The organism is Acinetobacter lwoffii, assembly GCF_019048525.1.
Lineage (GTDB): Bacteria > Pseudomonadota > Gammaproteobacteria > Pseudomonadales > Moraxellaceae > Acinetobacter > Acinetobacter lwoffii_K.
On sequence record NZ_CP077369.1, the window covers coordinates 780,638 to 797,446 of the forward strand.

A 16,809-nucleotide genomic window follows, 5' to 3' on the forward strand; every position below is an offset into this window, starting at 1 on the left:
TATTGGCAGCTCGGCCAATGCAGCAATTACTTATTTTTTTAAATTATAAAAATCTCAGGTGCTACTATATTGAAAATTTCCAAATTTCGCACCTGAAATTATGACAAATTTAAACAGAATTTAAACTTTTTTTCACTTTAAACCACTGTGCATATAGGGCAGGCAGGAAAAACAGGGTCAATAATGTCGCCACAATCAAACCACCCATAATCGCCACCGCCATTGGCCCGAAGAAAATACTGCGGGACAAGGGAATCATGGCCAGCACTGCAGCCAGTGCGGTCAATACGATCGGACGACAACGGCGTACTGTGGCATTGATGATGGCATCCCACTGCGACTCTCCGGCCTGAATATCCTGCTCGATCTGGTCAATCAGAATCAGCGAGTTGCGCATGATCATTCCAGATAAGGCAATCGTTCCGAGCATCGCAACAAAACCGAAAGGTTTATTGAAAATTAACAGGAATAACACCACTCCGATAATGCCTAAAGGTGCGGTCAGGAACACAATAAAGGCCCGTGAGATGCTCTTGAGCTGAATCATCAGCAGGGTCATGACGACTGCGAGGAATAAAGGCATGCCGGCATTCACCGAGTTCTGTCCACGAGCCGATTCTTCAACTGTACCCCCCACTTGCAGCAGATAGCCATTCGGCAGCTCTGCCCGGATTTTTTCCAGTGGCTCTTTGAGTTCATTGACCACAGTAGCGGGCTGCAACTTGCTACGAATATCGGCACGCACGGTAATGGTCGGCAAGCGATTACGATGCCAGATCAGACCTTCCTCAAAGCTGTATTCTATTTTGGCCAGCTGCGCCAAAGGTACCGATGTACCGGTTGCGGTCGGAACAGCCAGACTGGCTAAAGATGCTACCTCCACCCGTTCAGCCTGAGCACCACGCAAACGGATCTCGATCAGTTCACGTTTTTCACGATACTGATCAATGCCTGCTCCCAAAATCGAGCTATTCAGTACATTGGCCAGTTCACTGCTGCTCACCCCAAGCTGACGGGCACGATCCTGATCAATCTGTAATTTGATGACTTTGCTCGGCTCGCCCCAGTCCAGATGCACATTGGTGGTATTTGGATTTTCTCCCACGGTGGCTGCAACTTTCTGCGCCCATTCACGAACTAATCCTAAGTCTTCACCCGATACCCGGAACTGCAGTGGATAGCCCACAGGTGGGCCATTTTCCAACAAGGACACCCGGGTACGCACTTCCGGCAATAACTCTCGAATCTGGTCACTTAAGGATTTGCGGATTTCATTCCGGTCTTCCAGCGAGGAAGCCAATACCACAAACTGGGCAAAGCTGGTTTGCGGCAACTGCTGATCGAGCGGTAAATAGAAACGCGGCGATCCCATCCCGACATAGGCCACATAGTTATCAATCCCCTCTTGTTTTGATAAAAAGGCTTCGACTTTTTTTACTGCAGCTTCAGTGGCTTTCAGTGATGCACCTTCTTCAAGTTTGAGATCCACCAGAATTTCAGCCCGGTTCGAGGGCGGAAAAAACTGCTGCGGCACCAATTTAAACATTAAAATAGACAGGATAAAAATTCCGACCGTGGCAGCAATGACAGTTTTACGATAGGTCACACAGGCATTGACCCAACGACGAAAGCTCTGATAAAACCGGGTTTGATAAGGGTCATAATGTTCACCGGCATGATGCACAAGCGGCTGAGGTTCTGGCTGTTTGCGCAGACGTGCCCAAAGCCGCTGATACCACGGCGCTTTTTGAATTAAATCTTTGTTGAAATCCGGTAGAAGTTTATCGCCTAAATATGGCACAAACAGTACCGCGGCAATCCAGGACACCAGTAATGCAATGGTCACTACCTGGAAAATCGAACGGGTATATTCCCCGGTACTCGAGGCTGCAGTGGCAATCGGCAGGAAACCGGCAGCGGTAATCAGAGTCCCGGTCAGCATCGGAAAAGCGGTGGTGCGCCAGGCATGCCCGGCCGCCTGTAAACGGCTATAACCCTGCTCCATTTTAATCGCCATCATTTCAATGGCGATAATGGCATCATCGACTAGCAGACCGAGGGCCAGAATCAGCGCCCCCAAAGAAATTTTATGCAGTCCGACATCAAACAGCTGCATACCGGCAAAGGTCATGGCCAGCACTAGCGGAATGGAAAATGCCACCACCAGACCAGTCCGGAAACCGAGCGAGAAAAAACTGACCAGCAATACGATAATCACCGCTTCTGCCAGCACTTTCATAAATTCGTTAATACTGCGTTTGACTGCCACCGGCTGGTCCGAGACTTTTTGCAGCTCCATGCCAAGTGGCAGGGCTTTTTGCAGGCGGGCGAATTCCTGTTCTAGATTTTTACCCAAGGCAATGATGTCCCCACCCTTGCGCATCGATACAGCAATACCAATGCCGTTTTCGCCCATAAAGCGCATCCGGGGCTGCGCCGGATCACTAAAGCCACGATAGACTTCTGCGACATCCCCCAGCTGAATGGTTTTGCCATTGACCAGCAGCGGCATCTGTCTTAACTCTTCAACACTGTTTAATGCACCACTGACCCGCACCTGAATCCGGTCTGAACTGGTTTCAAAAAAACCGGACTGGGTGGTGGCATTTTGCTGCTGCAGGGCTTGCTGAATCGCCATGACTGGAACGCCCAGCTGAATGGCCTTGGTATTGGAAATCTCAATCCAGATTTTCTGGTCTTGCAGGCCAATCAGCTCAACTTTGGCAACATCTTTGACCCGTTGCAATTGCAGCTGTAAGCGGTCGGCGTATTCCTTGAGGGTCGCATAGTCAAAATCTTTACCCTTGAGCACATAAATATTGCCAAAGGTATCGCCGAATTCATCATTAAAGAACGGACCTTGTACCCCTTGTGGCAATTCATACCGAATATCGCCCACCTTCTTGCGCACGTTATACCAGACATCCGCGACATCTTTCGAAGCCAGAGAATCCTTGGCAACAAAAGTCACCATGGATTCACCCGGACGCGAATAGGCCATGATGCGGTCATACTGTCCCGTGGTCATCAGTTCCTTTTCAATCCGGTCAGTGACCTGTAGGGATACTTCTTTGGCACTCGCACCCGGCCAATAGGTCTGGATCACCATGACTTTAAAGGTAAAAGGCGGATCTTCACTTTGTGACAGTTTGGAATAAGAGACGATGCCGATCAGACCCAGCAGGATCATGAAATACAGCACCAGACCTTTATTTTTTAAGGCCCATTCCGACAGGTTAAAGTTCATGCTTAACTCCCTGCCTGAATGGTCACATGACGGTTTTCACGATCAATCGGATTGATTTTTTGCTGGTTACGCAGCAGATGTACGCCACCAATCACCACATAGTCTTCCGGCTTGAGCCCACTGAGTACAGGAACACTGTCCCGGCCATAGGCACCTAGCTGGACCGGGACTTTACGCAAGGTATGATCCGGCTGGACCACCATTACATAAGCCTGCTGATCGGTGGCCGATACACTGGACAGCGGGATACTGAGCATATTGTCCCGGCTGTGCTGAAAATATACCCGGGCACTTTGTCCCAGCTGAATCTGCGCATTGCCCTCACGCAGTGAGACTTTAACCCGGAAGGTACGCGACTGGTCTGCTGCCGGTGCAATCTCGCGAACAAAGGCAGCAAATTTTTCTTCAGGTCTGGACCATAAAGTGACCGTAGCTGCCTGTCCGACCTTAATCTCTGAAATGGCCTGTTCCGGCACTCCAATCACCACTTCACGTTCACCGGAAATCGCCAGCTCATAGGCCGCCTGCCCCGCGGCCACCACCTGACCTGTTTCGATATTACGTGCAGTGATCACGCCATTTTTAGTGGCAAGTAGCTGGTTATAAGCGGTCTGGTTTTTGGCCGTATCATAATTGGCTTGTGCCTGTTTCAGGCTTGACTGTGCGGCTTTGTATTGATTATCGATGGCATCATATTGCGAGCGACTCACAGCATTGACAGGTAATAGCTGCTTGAAGCGCTGTAGTTCATCTTGAGCAATTTTGCTGGCAGACTGTGCATTTTCCAGCTGGGCACGTGCTGCATCCAGCTGTAGCTGTGCATCTTTTACATCCAGTGTCGCTAGTACCTGCCCGACTTTGACCTGATCCCCGACATCGACGAAACGCTGGGTTACCTGTCCCGCCACCCGAAAGGCCAGCTCGGTTTGCTGACGCGCCTGCACATCTCCGGCATAGCTTTTCAGTTCATGCTGTGAAGCGGCCGGTCTACTCACCATGACGAAGGGAACTTCCTGTTCTGCTGCGGCAGTATCTTTGTTGCACCCGCTTAAGGTCACACTGCAAAGCATCATCATGCCAGCCAATACGCTGTAAATCCTGCTCATCTTATTCGCTCTTATCTGATCATCTTTTTTAGGGCAAACTATGCTGATATATTGAATTGCTTATCTTTTAGCCAATATGCCAACCGGTACACTAATTACAACTGAGTCATCAAAGCAATGACCGTGTTAACTGTTTTGACTCTGTACACGACAAAAATAGATAACTCATTGAAATAATGTCATAATAATTGTTTTCTAACGACGAATACTATGACACATCTCAATGAGTTATATCTTATCTTAAACAAATATCTAAAATGGAACAAGTCACATTTAAAGTGCTTTGCGCTCATCATGCTTGTGATTATTTTAAAGCAAACATGTAATCTTTCTTCTGCATCTAAAGCCTTGCCCATCAAGTGCTTACCACAATCATTTTATCGACGTATGCAGCGCTTCTTTGCAGGTCAGTATTTTGATTATCGTCAAATTTCTCAGTTGATTTTCAATATATTTTCATTCGACAAAGTCCAACTGACTTTAGATAGAACCAATTGGAAATGGGGAAAACGAAATATTAATATCCTGATGCTTGCGATCGTTTATCGTGGAATAGCGATACCTATCGTTTGGACATTACTTAATAAACGGGGAAATTCAGATACGAAAGAGCGTATTGCTTTAATTCAACGCTTCATATCCATTTTTGGTAAAGACTGTATTGTGAATGTGTTCGCAGACAGAGAGTTTATCGGTGAGCAGTGGTTTACATGGTTAATTGAACAAGAGATCAACTTCTGCATTCGTGTTAAAAAAACTTTATTGTCACCAATCATTTAGGAAAGAATCATAAAATTAGTGATTTATTTCGCCATCTTCAAGTTGGTCAAATTGAATGTCGTAAACGACGGATTTTGGTTGGTCGGGTGAAACTATATATAAGTGCACTACAGTTAGAAAATGGAGAGCTTTTACTCGTCGTTTCTCCTCAGTTTAATGCCAATGCTATTGAGGATTATGCATTACGCTGGGAAATTGAAACCTTATTCAGTTGTCTCAAAGGACGCGGGTTTAATCTTGAAAATACGCGCTTGACAGACCCTAGACGAGTGAAAAAATTGATTGCGGTGTTAGCTATAAGCTTCTGTTGGTGTTACTTAACGGGTGAATGGCAACATGATCAAAAAAAAGTGATAAAAATAAAGAAGCATGGACGACTCTCAATGAGTTTATTTCGCTATGGTTTAGACTATGTTCAAATGGCGATTCAGCGTTTAATTGGTTTTGGGAAAAAAGAAGAGTTTAAGGAAATTTTGGCAATTTTAAGAAGGCAGAACCCTGATAGGATAAGGGTTCTGTGAAATTTGTCGTGTACAGAGCTGTTTTGAGAAGAAATTGTGCAAATACCTGTAGGACGACCCAAAGATCTGAAAAAGCGCCAACGGATTCTCAGTGTGGCCAAAGCCTTATTTTTAGAACATGGCTATCATACTTCTAGCATGAACCAGATTGCGCGTGAGGCCGGCGTCACCAAGCTGACGGTGTATAACCATTTTCAGGACAAGGCGACTCTGTTTACGTGTGCGATCGAAGATACCTGTGAAGCCATTCTGCATGAATACCCGCAGATGCTACGACCTGAAATTGATTTTTATCATGAGTTTTATTAAATGGAGCGTAAAACTCTGTTCTTCAGGTCAGAGATATAAGCGACACGACATGAAATGTCGTTTATTTTTTAAGAATCAATAATTTTATAGGACTTACGCATTGAGGGATTTAAAAAAGTCTCAAACTACTTTATAACGTATCTGTGATCAGACGAACTAAACATGCTTCTACAGCAACTTGTACATTACCCATTTATATGGGCTTTCTCATGACAGAACCAAACTCTATTAGCTGCACACAACTTGCCGAGACTTATAATATCTCGCATGACAGTGTAAATCGCTTTTTGGAGCGTGAAGACTACACAGCTCGCGATCTATATCAAGAAGCAATTCAACACATTGATAATAATAAACTTATAGTCAGTATTGATGATACTGTTTTAGATAAGCCATATAGTCAACATATGGACTTAGTTAGCTATTTTTGGTCAGGTAAACACCACCGATCCGTCAAGGGTATTAATCTCATTACCTTGTATGCGACAGATCAACATGGCAAAAATATTCCAATTAATTTTCGAATTTATGATAAGTCAGAAAGTAAAACCAAGAATGATTACTTTATGGAGATGTTAAGTGAAGTACTCGATTGGGGTGCAAAGATTCAATTCATTACAGGTGATAGTTGGTATTCATCGACTGAAAATCTAAAAACCATAAGAAAACATGGTATTCGATTTATGTTTGGTGTCGACAGTAACCGTAAGGTTTCCCCTGAAAAAGGACAATGGTTTCAACTCCGTTTATTGCCGAATTTTCATCAGGGTCAAGTGGTCTGGCTCAAAGATGTTGGCTTTGTACAATTATTTAAGACTCAGTTAAAAGAACAGCAGAGATTTTATATTGTGCATCAAGATGAAGATGATTTATTGTCCTTTGATGGTTTTTATGAATTACATTCAAGTCATTGGAAAATAGAACAATATCATCGAGTAATTAAACAGGTTTGTCATATTGAAAAGTTTCAAGTAAGACGATCCAAGCTGATTTTGAATCATATTTTCTCAGCCTTGATGGCCTATGTTGAGATACAAAAGAACCAGTTTGAGCGGATCTTTGAAAATGTATATCGTTGGCAGAAAAAATTATTTAGACCAATTATCAAGAACTTTATTGATGAATTTATTCTCGATAAGAATCATCTGCTGCCACAGAAAATCTATAAATAATAGTGCGTAAGTCCTATTTTAATTCAACATGAGCTAATATAAGCCCATGAAAACACTTAAATTACGAATAAAAGACAAACACTGCAAGGTGCTAGACCAATTAGCATCTGAGGTGAACTTTGTTTGGAATTATGTGAATGATTTAAGTTTCGCACACCTAAAAAGAACAGGTGACTTTTTCTCAGCATTCGATATGGCTAAATACACAAAAGGGACTTCAAAATTGTGTGGTCTGCATAGCCAAACGGTGGATGCAATCAGGGAAGAATATACTGCTAAAAGAAAACAGTTTAGAAAAGCAAAATTAAAATGGCGTGTAAGTAACAAGAAGTCAGCAAGAAGATCGCTTGGTTGGATACCATTCAAAAAATCAGGACTGAAATATGCTGAGGGATGGGTTGAGTATGGAGAAACCAAATTTGGCTTATGGGATAGCTACGGTTTAAGCAAATATGCCGTTAGAACAGGTTCATTTGTTGAGGACAGTCGTGGGCGTTGGTATGTGTGCCTAGTCGTGGATTCACCTAAGTTAGACAAACCAACTGCAACTAAAGCCATTGGCATTGATCTAGGCTTAAAAGATATAGCCACCTGTTCTGATGGTACTGTGATTTCAAATCCAAAGTTCTATCGAAAATATGAACAAAAACTAGGTATTACTCAACGAGCGAAGAATAAAAAGCGTGTTCGTGCATTACACGCCAAGATTGCAAATTGTCGTAAAGATCATTTGCACAAAGCAAGCACCATGCTTGTAAAAGAAAATGCACTGATTATTGTTGGCAACCTGAGTGCTAAAAAACTTGTGAAAACTAAAATGGCTAAATCGGTTTTAGATACAGGATTTTCAGCACTCAAAACAATGCTCAAGTATAAATGCGAGAACGCAAGTGTATTGTTTGAGGAAGTCAACGAAAGTTTCACAACCCAAATCTGCTCGTGCTGTGGTGAGATCACCGCAAGCAGTCCGAAAGGTAGAGCAGATTTGCGAATAAGAGTATGGGAATGTGAAAACTGCTCAAGTGTCCTGGATAGGGATTTGAACAGTGCTAAGAACATACTTGCGCTTGGGCATAAGCGTCTAGCAGTAGGAATCACCCTCCTTTCAGGTGGGTGAGGATGTCAACAGGCCTCGCATAGCAAACTGGAAGCAGTCTGGAATGATTTCTTTGCTCTGGCTCAACAGTACCGTTTTATTAAGGTTGATCTTCCAGAAAAACAGACCGAGCTGATTGTGTCCCTGCTGACCGGAACCCGGCATCAGAAAATCCTGCTGGGCCTCAGCCCGCCTCCATCGCATACCGCACAACAGCAGATCATTGCCCAGGCGATTGAACTGTTTATGCTGAAATATGGTATTACCAACCCATAAGCTCATACCAACGTCACCTACCTGCGCTATTGTGATGCTGCCGACTTGTGAAAAAAGCAGCTAAAAATCTGCAACTTTTGTCTGTAAAGGACTTGGATTGTCCGACAGTCGCGGTATAGTCAAACTAAGCATTTGAGGGAATATAAAATGATTCAACAAATTGATGCACCACTACGCGAAGACGTACGCTTACTGGGTAATTTGCTCGGGGAAACCTTAAAATTACATGCCGGGCAGGATTTGTTTAATCAGATCGAGCAAATCCGTGCCCTGTCCAAAGGCGCTCGCGATGGACAGGTCGAAGCAGAAAAACAACTGGAACAACTGTTTTTGAGCCTGGAAGATGCCGAAATCCTGCCGCTGACCCGTGCCTTTACCCACTTTTTAAACTTTGCCAATATTGCCGAACAATATCATGTGGTACGTCGTCGCCGTCAGAGCGAGTTTGATCACACTGCAGAATCACCCAATCCTCTGGTGCCTTTATTTGAAAAATTTAAACAGCAGGAGATTTCTGCCGATACGCTGTATCAGGAAATCTGTGAACTGAAAATTGAACTGGTCCTGACCGCGCATCCCACAGAAGTCAGCCGCCGTACCCTGATTCAAAAATATGATGGCATCAATAATGCCCTGTCCAAATTCGACCAGCAGAAACTCACTCCACGTGAACGTCTGGCAGTTCTGGCCGATCTGAAACAGCTGATCAGCTCCGCCTGGCAAACCGATGAAATCCGTCAGCATCGCCCGACTCCGATTGACGAAGCCAAATGGGGCTTTACCACCATTGAGCAGACCCTGTGGAATGCGGTCCCGAAATTTATCCGCGAACTGAATGGCATGGTGCAAGCGCAATGTGGCCAGAACCTGCCCTTAGATGTCGCACCAGTACGTTTTGCCTCCTGGATGGGTGGTGACCGCGATGGCAACCCGAATGTCACTCACACCGTCACTCAGGAAGTACTGTGGCTGTCGCGCTGGAAAGCAGCCGACCTTTATGTACGTGATATTGAAAACCTGCGCTGGGAACTGTCTATTCAGCAATGTAGTCCGGAAATTTCCGAAGCTTTGGGCCAGCCCCATCCTGAACCCTATCGTGAATATTTACGTGACACCCGTACCCGCCTGAAAGCGACGCGGCACTGGCTGGCAGAAAAATTAAAAGGCAATGATGCCGATGACAGTCTGGTGATTAAAAGTAAAGACGAACTTTTACAACCGCTCCTGACATGCTACCGCTCGCTAATGGACTGCAATCTGGCCGAAATTGCCAATGGCAGCCTGCTGGACTTTATTTACCGGGTCAACAGTTTTGGGATCGAACTACTAAAACTGGATATCCGTCAGGAATCCGGCCGTCACCGTCAGGCAATTTCAGCCATTACTGAATATTTGGGACTGGGGAATTTTGAAACATGGACCGAACAGGCCCGTCAAAACTTTTTACTGCAGGAATTACAAAGCAAGCGTCCATTACTGCCGAAACATCTGAATGAACCGGCCGGCAGCCTGATTGAACATCCGGATGTACAGGAAGTCTTTGCCACCATGCGCACACTGGCCGAACAGCCGAGCGAGTCTCTGGGTGCCTATATTATTTCCATGGCAGAATATCCAAGTGATGTGCTGGCGGTACTGCTTTTACAAAAAGAAGCCGGCATCGAGCAGGCGTTACGGGTGGTTCCTCTATTTGAAACCTTAAAAGATCTGGATGGTGCAGCCGCAACCATGTCGACCCTGTTCAATATGCACTGGTACAAACAGCATATTCAGGGCAAGCATGAGGTCATGATTGGCTATTCGGATTCTGCCAAGGATGCCGGCTTTATGTCGGCCAACTGGGCACAGTATCGTGCCCAGGAAGAACTGACCGCAGTTGCCCAGCAACATGGCGTGCAATTGACCCTGTTTCATGGTCGTGGGGGTTCAATTAGCCGTGGCGGTGCGCCAACCCAGCAGGCACTCTTCTCTCAACCGCCAGGGTCGATTTCAGGTGCGATCCGGGTGACTGAACAGGGCGAAATGATCCGTTTCAAATTCGGTCTGGAAGAAATCGCCCTGCAGAATCTGGAAATTTATACCGCTGCAACACTGGAAGCGACCTTACTCCCGCCACCTGAACCCAAACAGGAATGGCGCGACTTGATGCATCAAATGACCGAGCTATCGGTGCAGGTCTATCGCCAGACCGTCCGGGAAAATCCGCATTTTGTGAAATACCTGCGTACCGTCACGCCAGAACTTGAACTGCAAATGCTGCCACTGGGTTCACGGCCGGCGAAACGTAAAGTCAGTGGTGGGATTGAATCACTGCGAGCGATTCCCTGGGTCTTTGCCTGGACCCAGATTCGCCTGATGTTACCGGCCTGGCTCGGTACCGGTGCTGCATTAAATGCGGTACTGGATCAGGGACAACGCACGGTACTGGATGAGATGCTGGCAGAGTGGCCGTATTTTCAGACCCTGATTGATATGCTGGAAATGGTACTGTCCAAAGCCGATGCCAATGTGGCGCTATATTATGAATCGCATTTGACTCAGGATGAAGATCTTAAAGTTCTGGGAACAGAACTGCGTCAGCGTTTGCAGGATGCTGTACAAACCCTGTTGAGCTTAAAAGGCGAATCGAAACTCCTGAGCAGTAACGGTGTACTGGATCAGTCGATGAAAGTACGTAAACCCTATTTGTTACCGCTGCACTTACTGCAAGCTGAACTGATGAAACGTCGCCGTTTATATCTGGAACAGCAGCAGGCTGAAAATACCCCGGTCGATCATGCCTTAATGGTCAGCATTGCCGGCATTGCAGCCGGTTTACGTAATACCGGCTGATTTTTCGCCCTCGCATTCAAAGCACATCCTGGTGATGTGCTTTTTTTGTACATGAATTGGCCAAAACCACTCACTGCATCGTATTTTTTATAACTAAAATAACAAATCTTTATGAGTGAATTTTAAGCATAGCTATATGATTAATCCACTGATTTAACGCTACTTTTATATTAAAAATATTTACCAATTGATAAAAAATAAATAAAAGTCAATGAATTAACTTGAACAAAAAGTTGAAAGGAGTGATTAAAACTTCCAAAAAACCGGAGTATGATGTGCACAATTTATCTTATGAGTGCTCATTTTATGTCCAGTTGGTTTCCCAAATGGCGCCCTTATCAGGGCAGTATCGATGCACGACCAGTAGGTACCGCAGAGTATTTGCCACCCGCACAAACGGTAGTTTTGGGTGTACAACATGCCTTTGCCATGTTTGGCGCAACCGTACTGGCACCTTTTTTAATGGGCTTTGATCCAAACCTGGCAATTTTAATGTCAGGGATCTGTACCATCCTGTTCTTTTTAATCACCGGTGGCCGCGTTCCGAGTTATTTAGGTTCGAGCTTTGCCTTTATTGGGGTGGTAATTGCAGCGACCGGTTATGCCGGCGGCGGTGGACTGAATCCGAATATTGGCGTTGCAGCCGGCGGGATTATTGCCTGTGGTATTTTCTATGCGCTGATGGGTTTTCTGGTCATGGCGACCGGTACGCGCTGGATTGAAAAGCTGATGCCACCGGTGGTGACTGGTGCCGTGGTAATGATCATTGGTCTGAACCTGGCGCCAGTGACGGTGAAAAGCGTCATGGGCAACACCTTTAATATGTGGATGTCCTTGGTCACTGTGCTGTGTATGGGTTCGATTGCAGTGTTTACCAAAGGCTTGCTACAGCGTCTGCTGTTATTGGTCGGTCTGTTATTGGCTTATCTGATCTATTTCGTGCTCAGTAATGTCATGGGTTATGGCACTGCGATCAACTTCCAGCCGATTCAGCAAGCGGCCTGGTTCGGTTTACCAACCTTCCACGCGCCAACCTTTGAATTAAACGCCATGCTGATCATTGCACCGGTTGCCTTGATTCTGGTGGCAGAAAATCTGGGCCATATTAAAGCGGTCAGCGCGATGACCGGAGAAAATCTGGATCCGCATATTGGTAAAGCCTTTGTTGCCGATGGTGTTGCGACGACCCTGGCTGGTGGTGTCGGTGCGCCGGGGATGACCACCTATGGTGAAAACATTGGGGTCATGGCCGTAACCCGTGTGTATTCAACCATCATCTTTGCCATCGCCGGTGTCTTTGCCATCTTCCTCGGTTTATCGCCAAAGTTTGGTGCAGTGATTCATACCATTCCAACGGCGATTCTGACCGGTGCTTCGATTGTGGTGTTTGGTCTGATTACCATTGCCGGTGCCAAAATCTGGATTGAAAACAAGGTCGATTTCTCGCAGAACAAGAACCTGATGGTGGCTGCGGTGACCATTATTTTAGGGACGGGTGATTTTGCCCTGACTTTCGGCAGCTTCAATCTGGGTGGTATTGGTACCGCAACTTTTGCAGCCCTGTTCCTCAACTGGTTCTTCAGCCTGGTCGATAAAAAATAAAATTCAGCGATGACCGGACACAACCTGTTGCAAGCAAAAAGACCGAACATTGATGTTCGGTCTTTTTGTGTCGCTTAAAACAGTCGGTCTAGAATGAACTGTTTTAAGTGACAGGCTATTGATTCGCGTTGGCTTATTTCTGTTTTTTAAGCGCTTGCTTCAGTTGCTTCAATTTGCCTTTATGTTTTGAAATCTTTTTCAAACGTGCTTTGATTTTCTGCTTTAAAGATTTAACTTGCTTAGCCATGGTATTACTCCCTAGTAAGGCTATTCGTTAGGCTTGTGTTGTTTCACAAAACCACGAATAAATTTTCTTAATTCACGAGCAGCACTGGTATCCAGTTCTTCGCAAAGACGAATAAATTCATCACGCTCCGTACTCTGAATACGAATTAAAAGTTGTCCATCTTTCTTGCCTGTCTTTATTTTTTTGATTTGCTCGCTCATTGCTGATCTCTCCAAAATAAAGACTGCTTTGCAAAAGATGTATATACAATATATATACTTCTTAAATTAAACTTACATTGTAAAAATATTTAATAAAATCAATTTCTTTTTTTACCATTATTTTTAAAAAACCGTGCAAAGCCCGTCCAGACAAGGCTTTAGGCACTTGGCTGAATGGGCTTTTGATGGATAAATTATTTTTGCAAAAAGGCGACGTTGTGCTTAAAAATGGCCAAGATTACAGCAAGATCTACTGCATAGCTTGAAGATCGTCCGGTGCGGTTAAACTGAAATGAGCCCGTTTAAGGACGAAACTCTTTCAGTTCACGCTGGATAAAATACTGGAACATTTCACGGTATAGATGTTCAATAAACTCCTGATCGATACCCTGCTTTTGCGCCAGAGCTCTGACATTTTCTACAATCTGTTCCATACGTTCCGGTGACTGCAAATCGGTTTCGGTTTTTTTGAAACGGGTGGTTTGATCAACATAAAATTGACGCGCAGCGATCAGCTCAACTAAAGCTGTATCAATGGCATCGATCTGTTGACGTGCATGTTCTAGTGATTCAGCTTTGATCTTTTCCATGTTTTTTCAGTTCACTTTCAGTTTGATTATTACTCTTATACTTTTCTTCTAACACATTACTGAAAATACTTTCAATCATCCAGACCCGATATAAGCTATTAAATGTATAACTTTGATCATCTATACGTAGTTCCAGTACCGGGAAATTCGGCTGAGACTTCATTTCACAGAGCATATCATTGTCCTGTAGCTTGGCCAGAATATCGTCCTGGGTCAGATCTACAATATTTAACTGTTGCTGCAAACGTTTGAAATGAGGTGCATAAGACAGGTCTTCACCACGGGTCCAGACGGCCTGCAAGATCTGGTACATCGCCTCAATCCGCTGCTCCTCGGGACAGCTATAAAATAATTGTGCCATTGGCGCAATCGCCTGCTCGGTCGGTCGGCAGAACGGGGTAAATTCTACTTCAGTCCGTTTGGATAAACGTGTGGCCAGACTCCAGTCAAACTCATCCCGGCCGCGATAGGACAAGGGATAGACATTCAGCTGGATATTGTAATAATCCGCCAGTTCTTCCTTGATATAAGCCAGCAGCAGCCAGGAGATCGGGTCTTCCAGCGCGATATACAAGTCCAGTTCCGGATCCATCGACTGGATCTCGTTCAGCTCTTCAGCATCACTGATCAGATGCTCACGCCATTCAATGTGATCGATCATAAAAATCGGATTACCGGTCAGCAGTTTTTGCTGCTCCAGACGCCGGGTCAGACGCAACAGGTCATCGACCGCCTGATACTGGCGACCGCCTAAATTAAAATAGCTGGCCAGAATCGGAGTCTGGTCAAAAATACGTTCGGGAAAGTCCTGTGGCTGATGATGACGACTGGCCATGGCATAAAGGGTTCGTAATTTTCCGGTCTGTTTTTGCCACAACATATGAAACACATCTTCCAGCAAATACAGAAAATCCTGCCCGCGCAGCGGGGTATGCCGTAAAATCAGTTCCGCCTGTTGCAAGGCTTCAGCGCTGGGCAATTCTGGCGTGTCATGAAAACTAAAACGATGCTGTTTCGACAGAATCTTGGCATCATTTAGGGTGTAGTGCTGCCATTCATCAAAAGACATCTGATTTGGGGGGGCTGCATGCGAACTAGAAATAATTACTTTCAGCGGCTTGAGCTGCGGACTTAAAATTTCTTCGAGCTGGGGCAGCTGCTGTACCGCCAGATAGCTGTACACATCATCCAGTCTTAAATGGATACTCAGCCCATCTTGAATAGATAACACCGTTTGACGGATTGGTTTCTGGTAAAACCAACTCGATCGGATTGGATCAAACCAACGGCGTAACAGGGACATGAGATCGGCCTCGACAAAGATGACGGTGTGCAGTTCAAAAAATTGAATCTGTACAGAATAATCTATTTTTAAGATCGCAGAGCCAAAGCCCTGCATGGTGTAAAAACTTATATCAAGTCTTGACATACTCCCGCCACTTTCGACTAGCTCAAGTGGGGGATTCTAAAAGCAAAAGCTCTTAGGTGACTTCCTCACGGATTTCACTTGCTTTCTGCTTCACAGGGCGATCTTTACCGCATCTTCCCTCGACAGACAAAACGGTATGTCCCACCGCTAAAATGTTACGAGAAGCGTTAATATCTGCATTCTCGCTAAAACCACAACTAACACACTCAAACTTAGCCTGAGTAGGTCTATTTTCTTTTGCAACATGACCGCATGAACTACAAGTCTGACTTGTATATCTAGGGTCAATCTTAACGAGTAAACCACCTCGCCATTGTTGCTTATACTCCAACATATTGACAAGCATTGACCAACCTTGATCTAGGATTGATTTGTTTAAGCTTGATTTAGCTTTAACATTCTTTCCTTTTTCCTCAATTGAGCCTTTTGCTGACTTCGACATATTGGCTACTTTCAAGTCCTCAACTACGATCATTGCGTGGTTTTTGCTGAGAGTTGTCGTGACTTTGTGCAAGTAGTCATGCCGAATATTGGCTATATGGTGATGTAATTTATTAAGTTTTAAATTAAGTTTTTTCCAATTTTGGCTAAACTTGATTTTCTTTTTTAGCTTACGTTGAAGTTTAGCTAACTTTACTTGATTGGCTTTAAAACTATTGATTGGGTCAAATACCTGACCTGTTGATGTTGTAATTAATTTCTTAATGCCAAGATCAACACCAATTGCAGATTTTGATGGATGAATTGGTTGTTCGATTTCACGGTTAGTACAAAATGAAACATACCAAAGCCCACAAATTTTCTTAATTGTAATACTTGTGATTTTACCAACAATTTCTTGTGATTTTTTAAATCTTATCCAACCTGTTTTTTTAGGCAAAGAAACTCGATCACCAATAACCTCACAATCTGCAAATGGAAGTCTAAAAGATTGCTCACCATCTGATTTCTTCTTGAATCTTGGCATGAGTGGTCTAAGCTGAATCTCACCACCATCAGCCAATTTAAAAAAATTGGGTTTACGTGGTTTCCGCTTGTTTTGCTTTAAACGAGCTTGTTCTTTTTTGTTGTAAAACTTACCCCATGCTTGAGCAAGATCACGTATTTTTTGCTGTAAGCAAGCTGAATATGTTTGACCAAGAAAAGAAAATTCAGGTGTTTTTTTAAGGGGCACTAATTTTTTTTCAATGCTTTCGTAACGAATATATTCATCTTTAGCAAACATTTCAAATGATTTAGCGAGAATTTGATTCCACACAAAACGAGCAGAACCTATTGCTTGATTAAGCAATATTTCCTGTTCTTGGTTAGGCAGAAGCCTAAACTTGTAGTGTTGTGAAATCTTCATTAAATCATTGTTTATAAAAGAATTGTAGTGTTTAAATTATAGCAAAAATAAGCA

General features: G+C 44.4%; 12 protein-coding genes and 1 pseudogene. 7 read left to right on the forward strand and 6 right to left on the reverse strand.

The window, feature by feature from the left end; all coding sequences use genetic code 11:
• Positions 1-109: 109 nt before the first annotated feature.
• Together I6L24_RS03665 and I6L24_RS03670 are read right to left on the reverse strand one after the other, a co-directional pair.
• A complete protein-coding gene (locus I6L24_RS03665; protein WP_216986446.1) occupies positions 110-3,247 on the reverse strand; it encodes an efflux RND transporter permease subunit in 3,138 nt (1,045 codons plus the stop codon).
• 2 nt (positions 3,248-3,249) lie between these two features.
• Positions 3,250-4,353: an efflux RND transporter periplasmic adaptor subunit gene (locus I6L24_RS03670; RefSeq protein WP_216986447.1), complete on the reverse strand. Its 1,104-nt coding sequence runs from the start codon at positions 4,351-4,353 to the stop codon at positions 3,250-3,252.
• A 210-nt stretch (positions 4,354-4,563) separates the two neighbouring features.
• On the opposite strand from I6L24_RS03670, the gene I6L24_RS03675 reads away from it, so the two are divergent.
• From I6L24_RS03675 to I6L24_RS03705, 7 genes and pseudogenes are all read left to right on the forward strand, one after another.
• Positions 4,564-5,654 (forward strand): IS4 family transposase gene (locus tag I6L24_RS03675; RefSeq protein ID WP_216986448.1). Its coding sequence is split into 2 segments (ribosomal slippage): positions 4,564-5,104 and positions 5,104-5,654, totalling 1,092 coding nucleotides; the frame shifts between segments, so codons are not numbered across the junction.
• Between the two features lie 36 nt (positions 5,655-5,690).
• Positions 5,691-5,960: pseudogene (locus I6L24_RS03680) on the forward strand (TetR/AcrR family transcriptional regulator); the annotation flags it as partial.
• Between the two features lie 146 nt (positions 5,961-6,106).
• Positions 6,107-7,135, forward strand: a complete 1,029-nt coding sequence (locus I6L24_RS03685; RefSeq protein WP_077067961.1) for an IS701 family transposase — start codon at positions 6,107-6,109, stop codon at positions 7,133-7,135.
• Positions 7,136-7,181: 46 nt separating this feature from the next.
• A complete protein-coding gene (locus tag I6L24_RS03690) occupies positions 7,182-8,252 on the forward strand; it encodes an RNA-guided endonuclease InsQ/TnpB family protein (protein ID WP_005104991.1) in 1,071 nt (356 codons plus the stop codon).
• A gap of 78 nt (positions 8,253-8,330) precedes the next feature.
• Positions 8,331-8,507, forward strand: coding sequence for a TetR/AcrR family transcriptional regulator C-terminal domain-containing protein (locus I6L24_RS03695; RefSeq protein ID WP_228733345.1), 177 nt, complete (start codon positions 8,331-8,333; stop codon positions 8,505-8,507).
• 147 nt (positions 8,508-8,654) lie between these two features.
• On the forward strand, positions 8,655-11,339 hold the full coding sequence (gene ppc, locus I6L24_RS03700; RefSeq protein ID WP_216986449.1) for a phosphoenolpyruvate carboxylase: 2,685 nt from the start codon (positions 8,655-8,657) through the stop codon (positions 11,337-11,339).
• Positions 11,340-11,645: 306 nt separating this feature from the next.
• Entirely contained in the window at positions 11,646-12,941 is a 1,296-nt protein-coding gene (locus I6L24_RS03705; RefSeq protein ID WP_216986450.1) for a solute carrier family 23 protein, read from the forward strand.
• A 267-nt stretch (positions 12,942-13,208) separates the two neighbouring features.
• On the opposite strand, the gene I6L24_RS03710 is transcribed toward I6L24_RS03705, so the two are convergent.
• The 4 genes from I6L24_RS03710 to I6L24_RS03725 form a co-directional block, all read right to left on the reverse strand.
• Positions 13,209-13,388 carry a hypothetical protein gene (locus tag I6L24_RS03710; protein WP_004280844.1) on the reverse strand — a complete coding sequence of 60 codons (180 nt, stop codon included), beginning with the start codon at positions 13,386-13,388 and terminating at the stop codon, positions 13,209-13,211.
• 302 nt (positions 13,389-13,690) lie between these two features.
• Positions 13,691-13,978 (reverse strand): chorismate mutase, encoded by a 288-nt coding sequence (locus I6L24_RS03715; RefSeq protein WP_180050512.1) that lies wholly within the window; start codon positions 13,976-13,978, stop codon positions 13,691-13,693.
• On the reverse strand, positions 13,959-15,281 hold the full coding sequence (locus tag I6L24_RS03720; protein WP_216986613.1) for a hypothetical protein: 1,323 nt from the start codon (positions 15,279-15,281) through the stop codon (positions 13,959-13,961). Before I6L24_RS03720 ends, I6L24_RS03715 begins: the two co-directional genes overlap by 20 nt.
• Positions 15,282-15,459: 178 nt before the next feature.
• The gene (locus tag I6L24_RS03725; protein ID WP_216986451.1) at positions 15,460-16,755 is read right to left on the reverse strand and encodes an RNA-guided endonuclease InsQ/TnpB family protein; all 1,296 of its coding nucleotides are present in this window, start codon (positions 16,753-16,755) and stop codon (positions 15,460-15,462) included.
• Positions 16,756-16,809 lie beyond the last annotated feature (54 nt).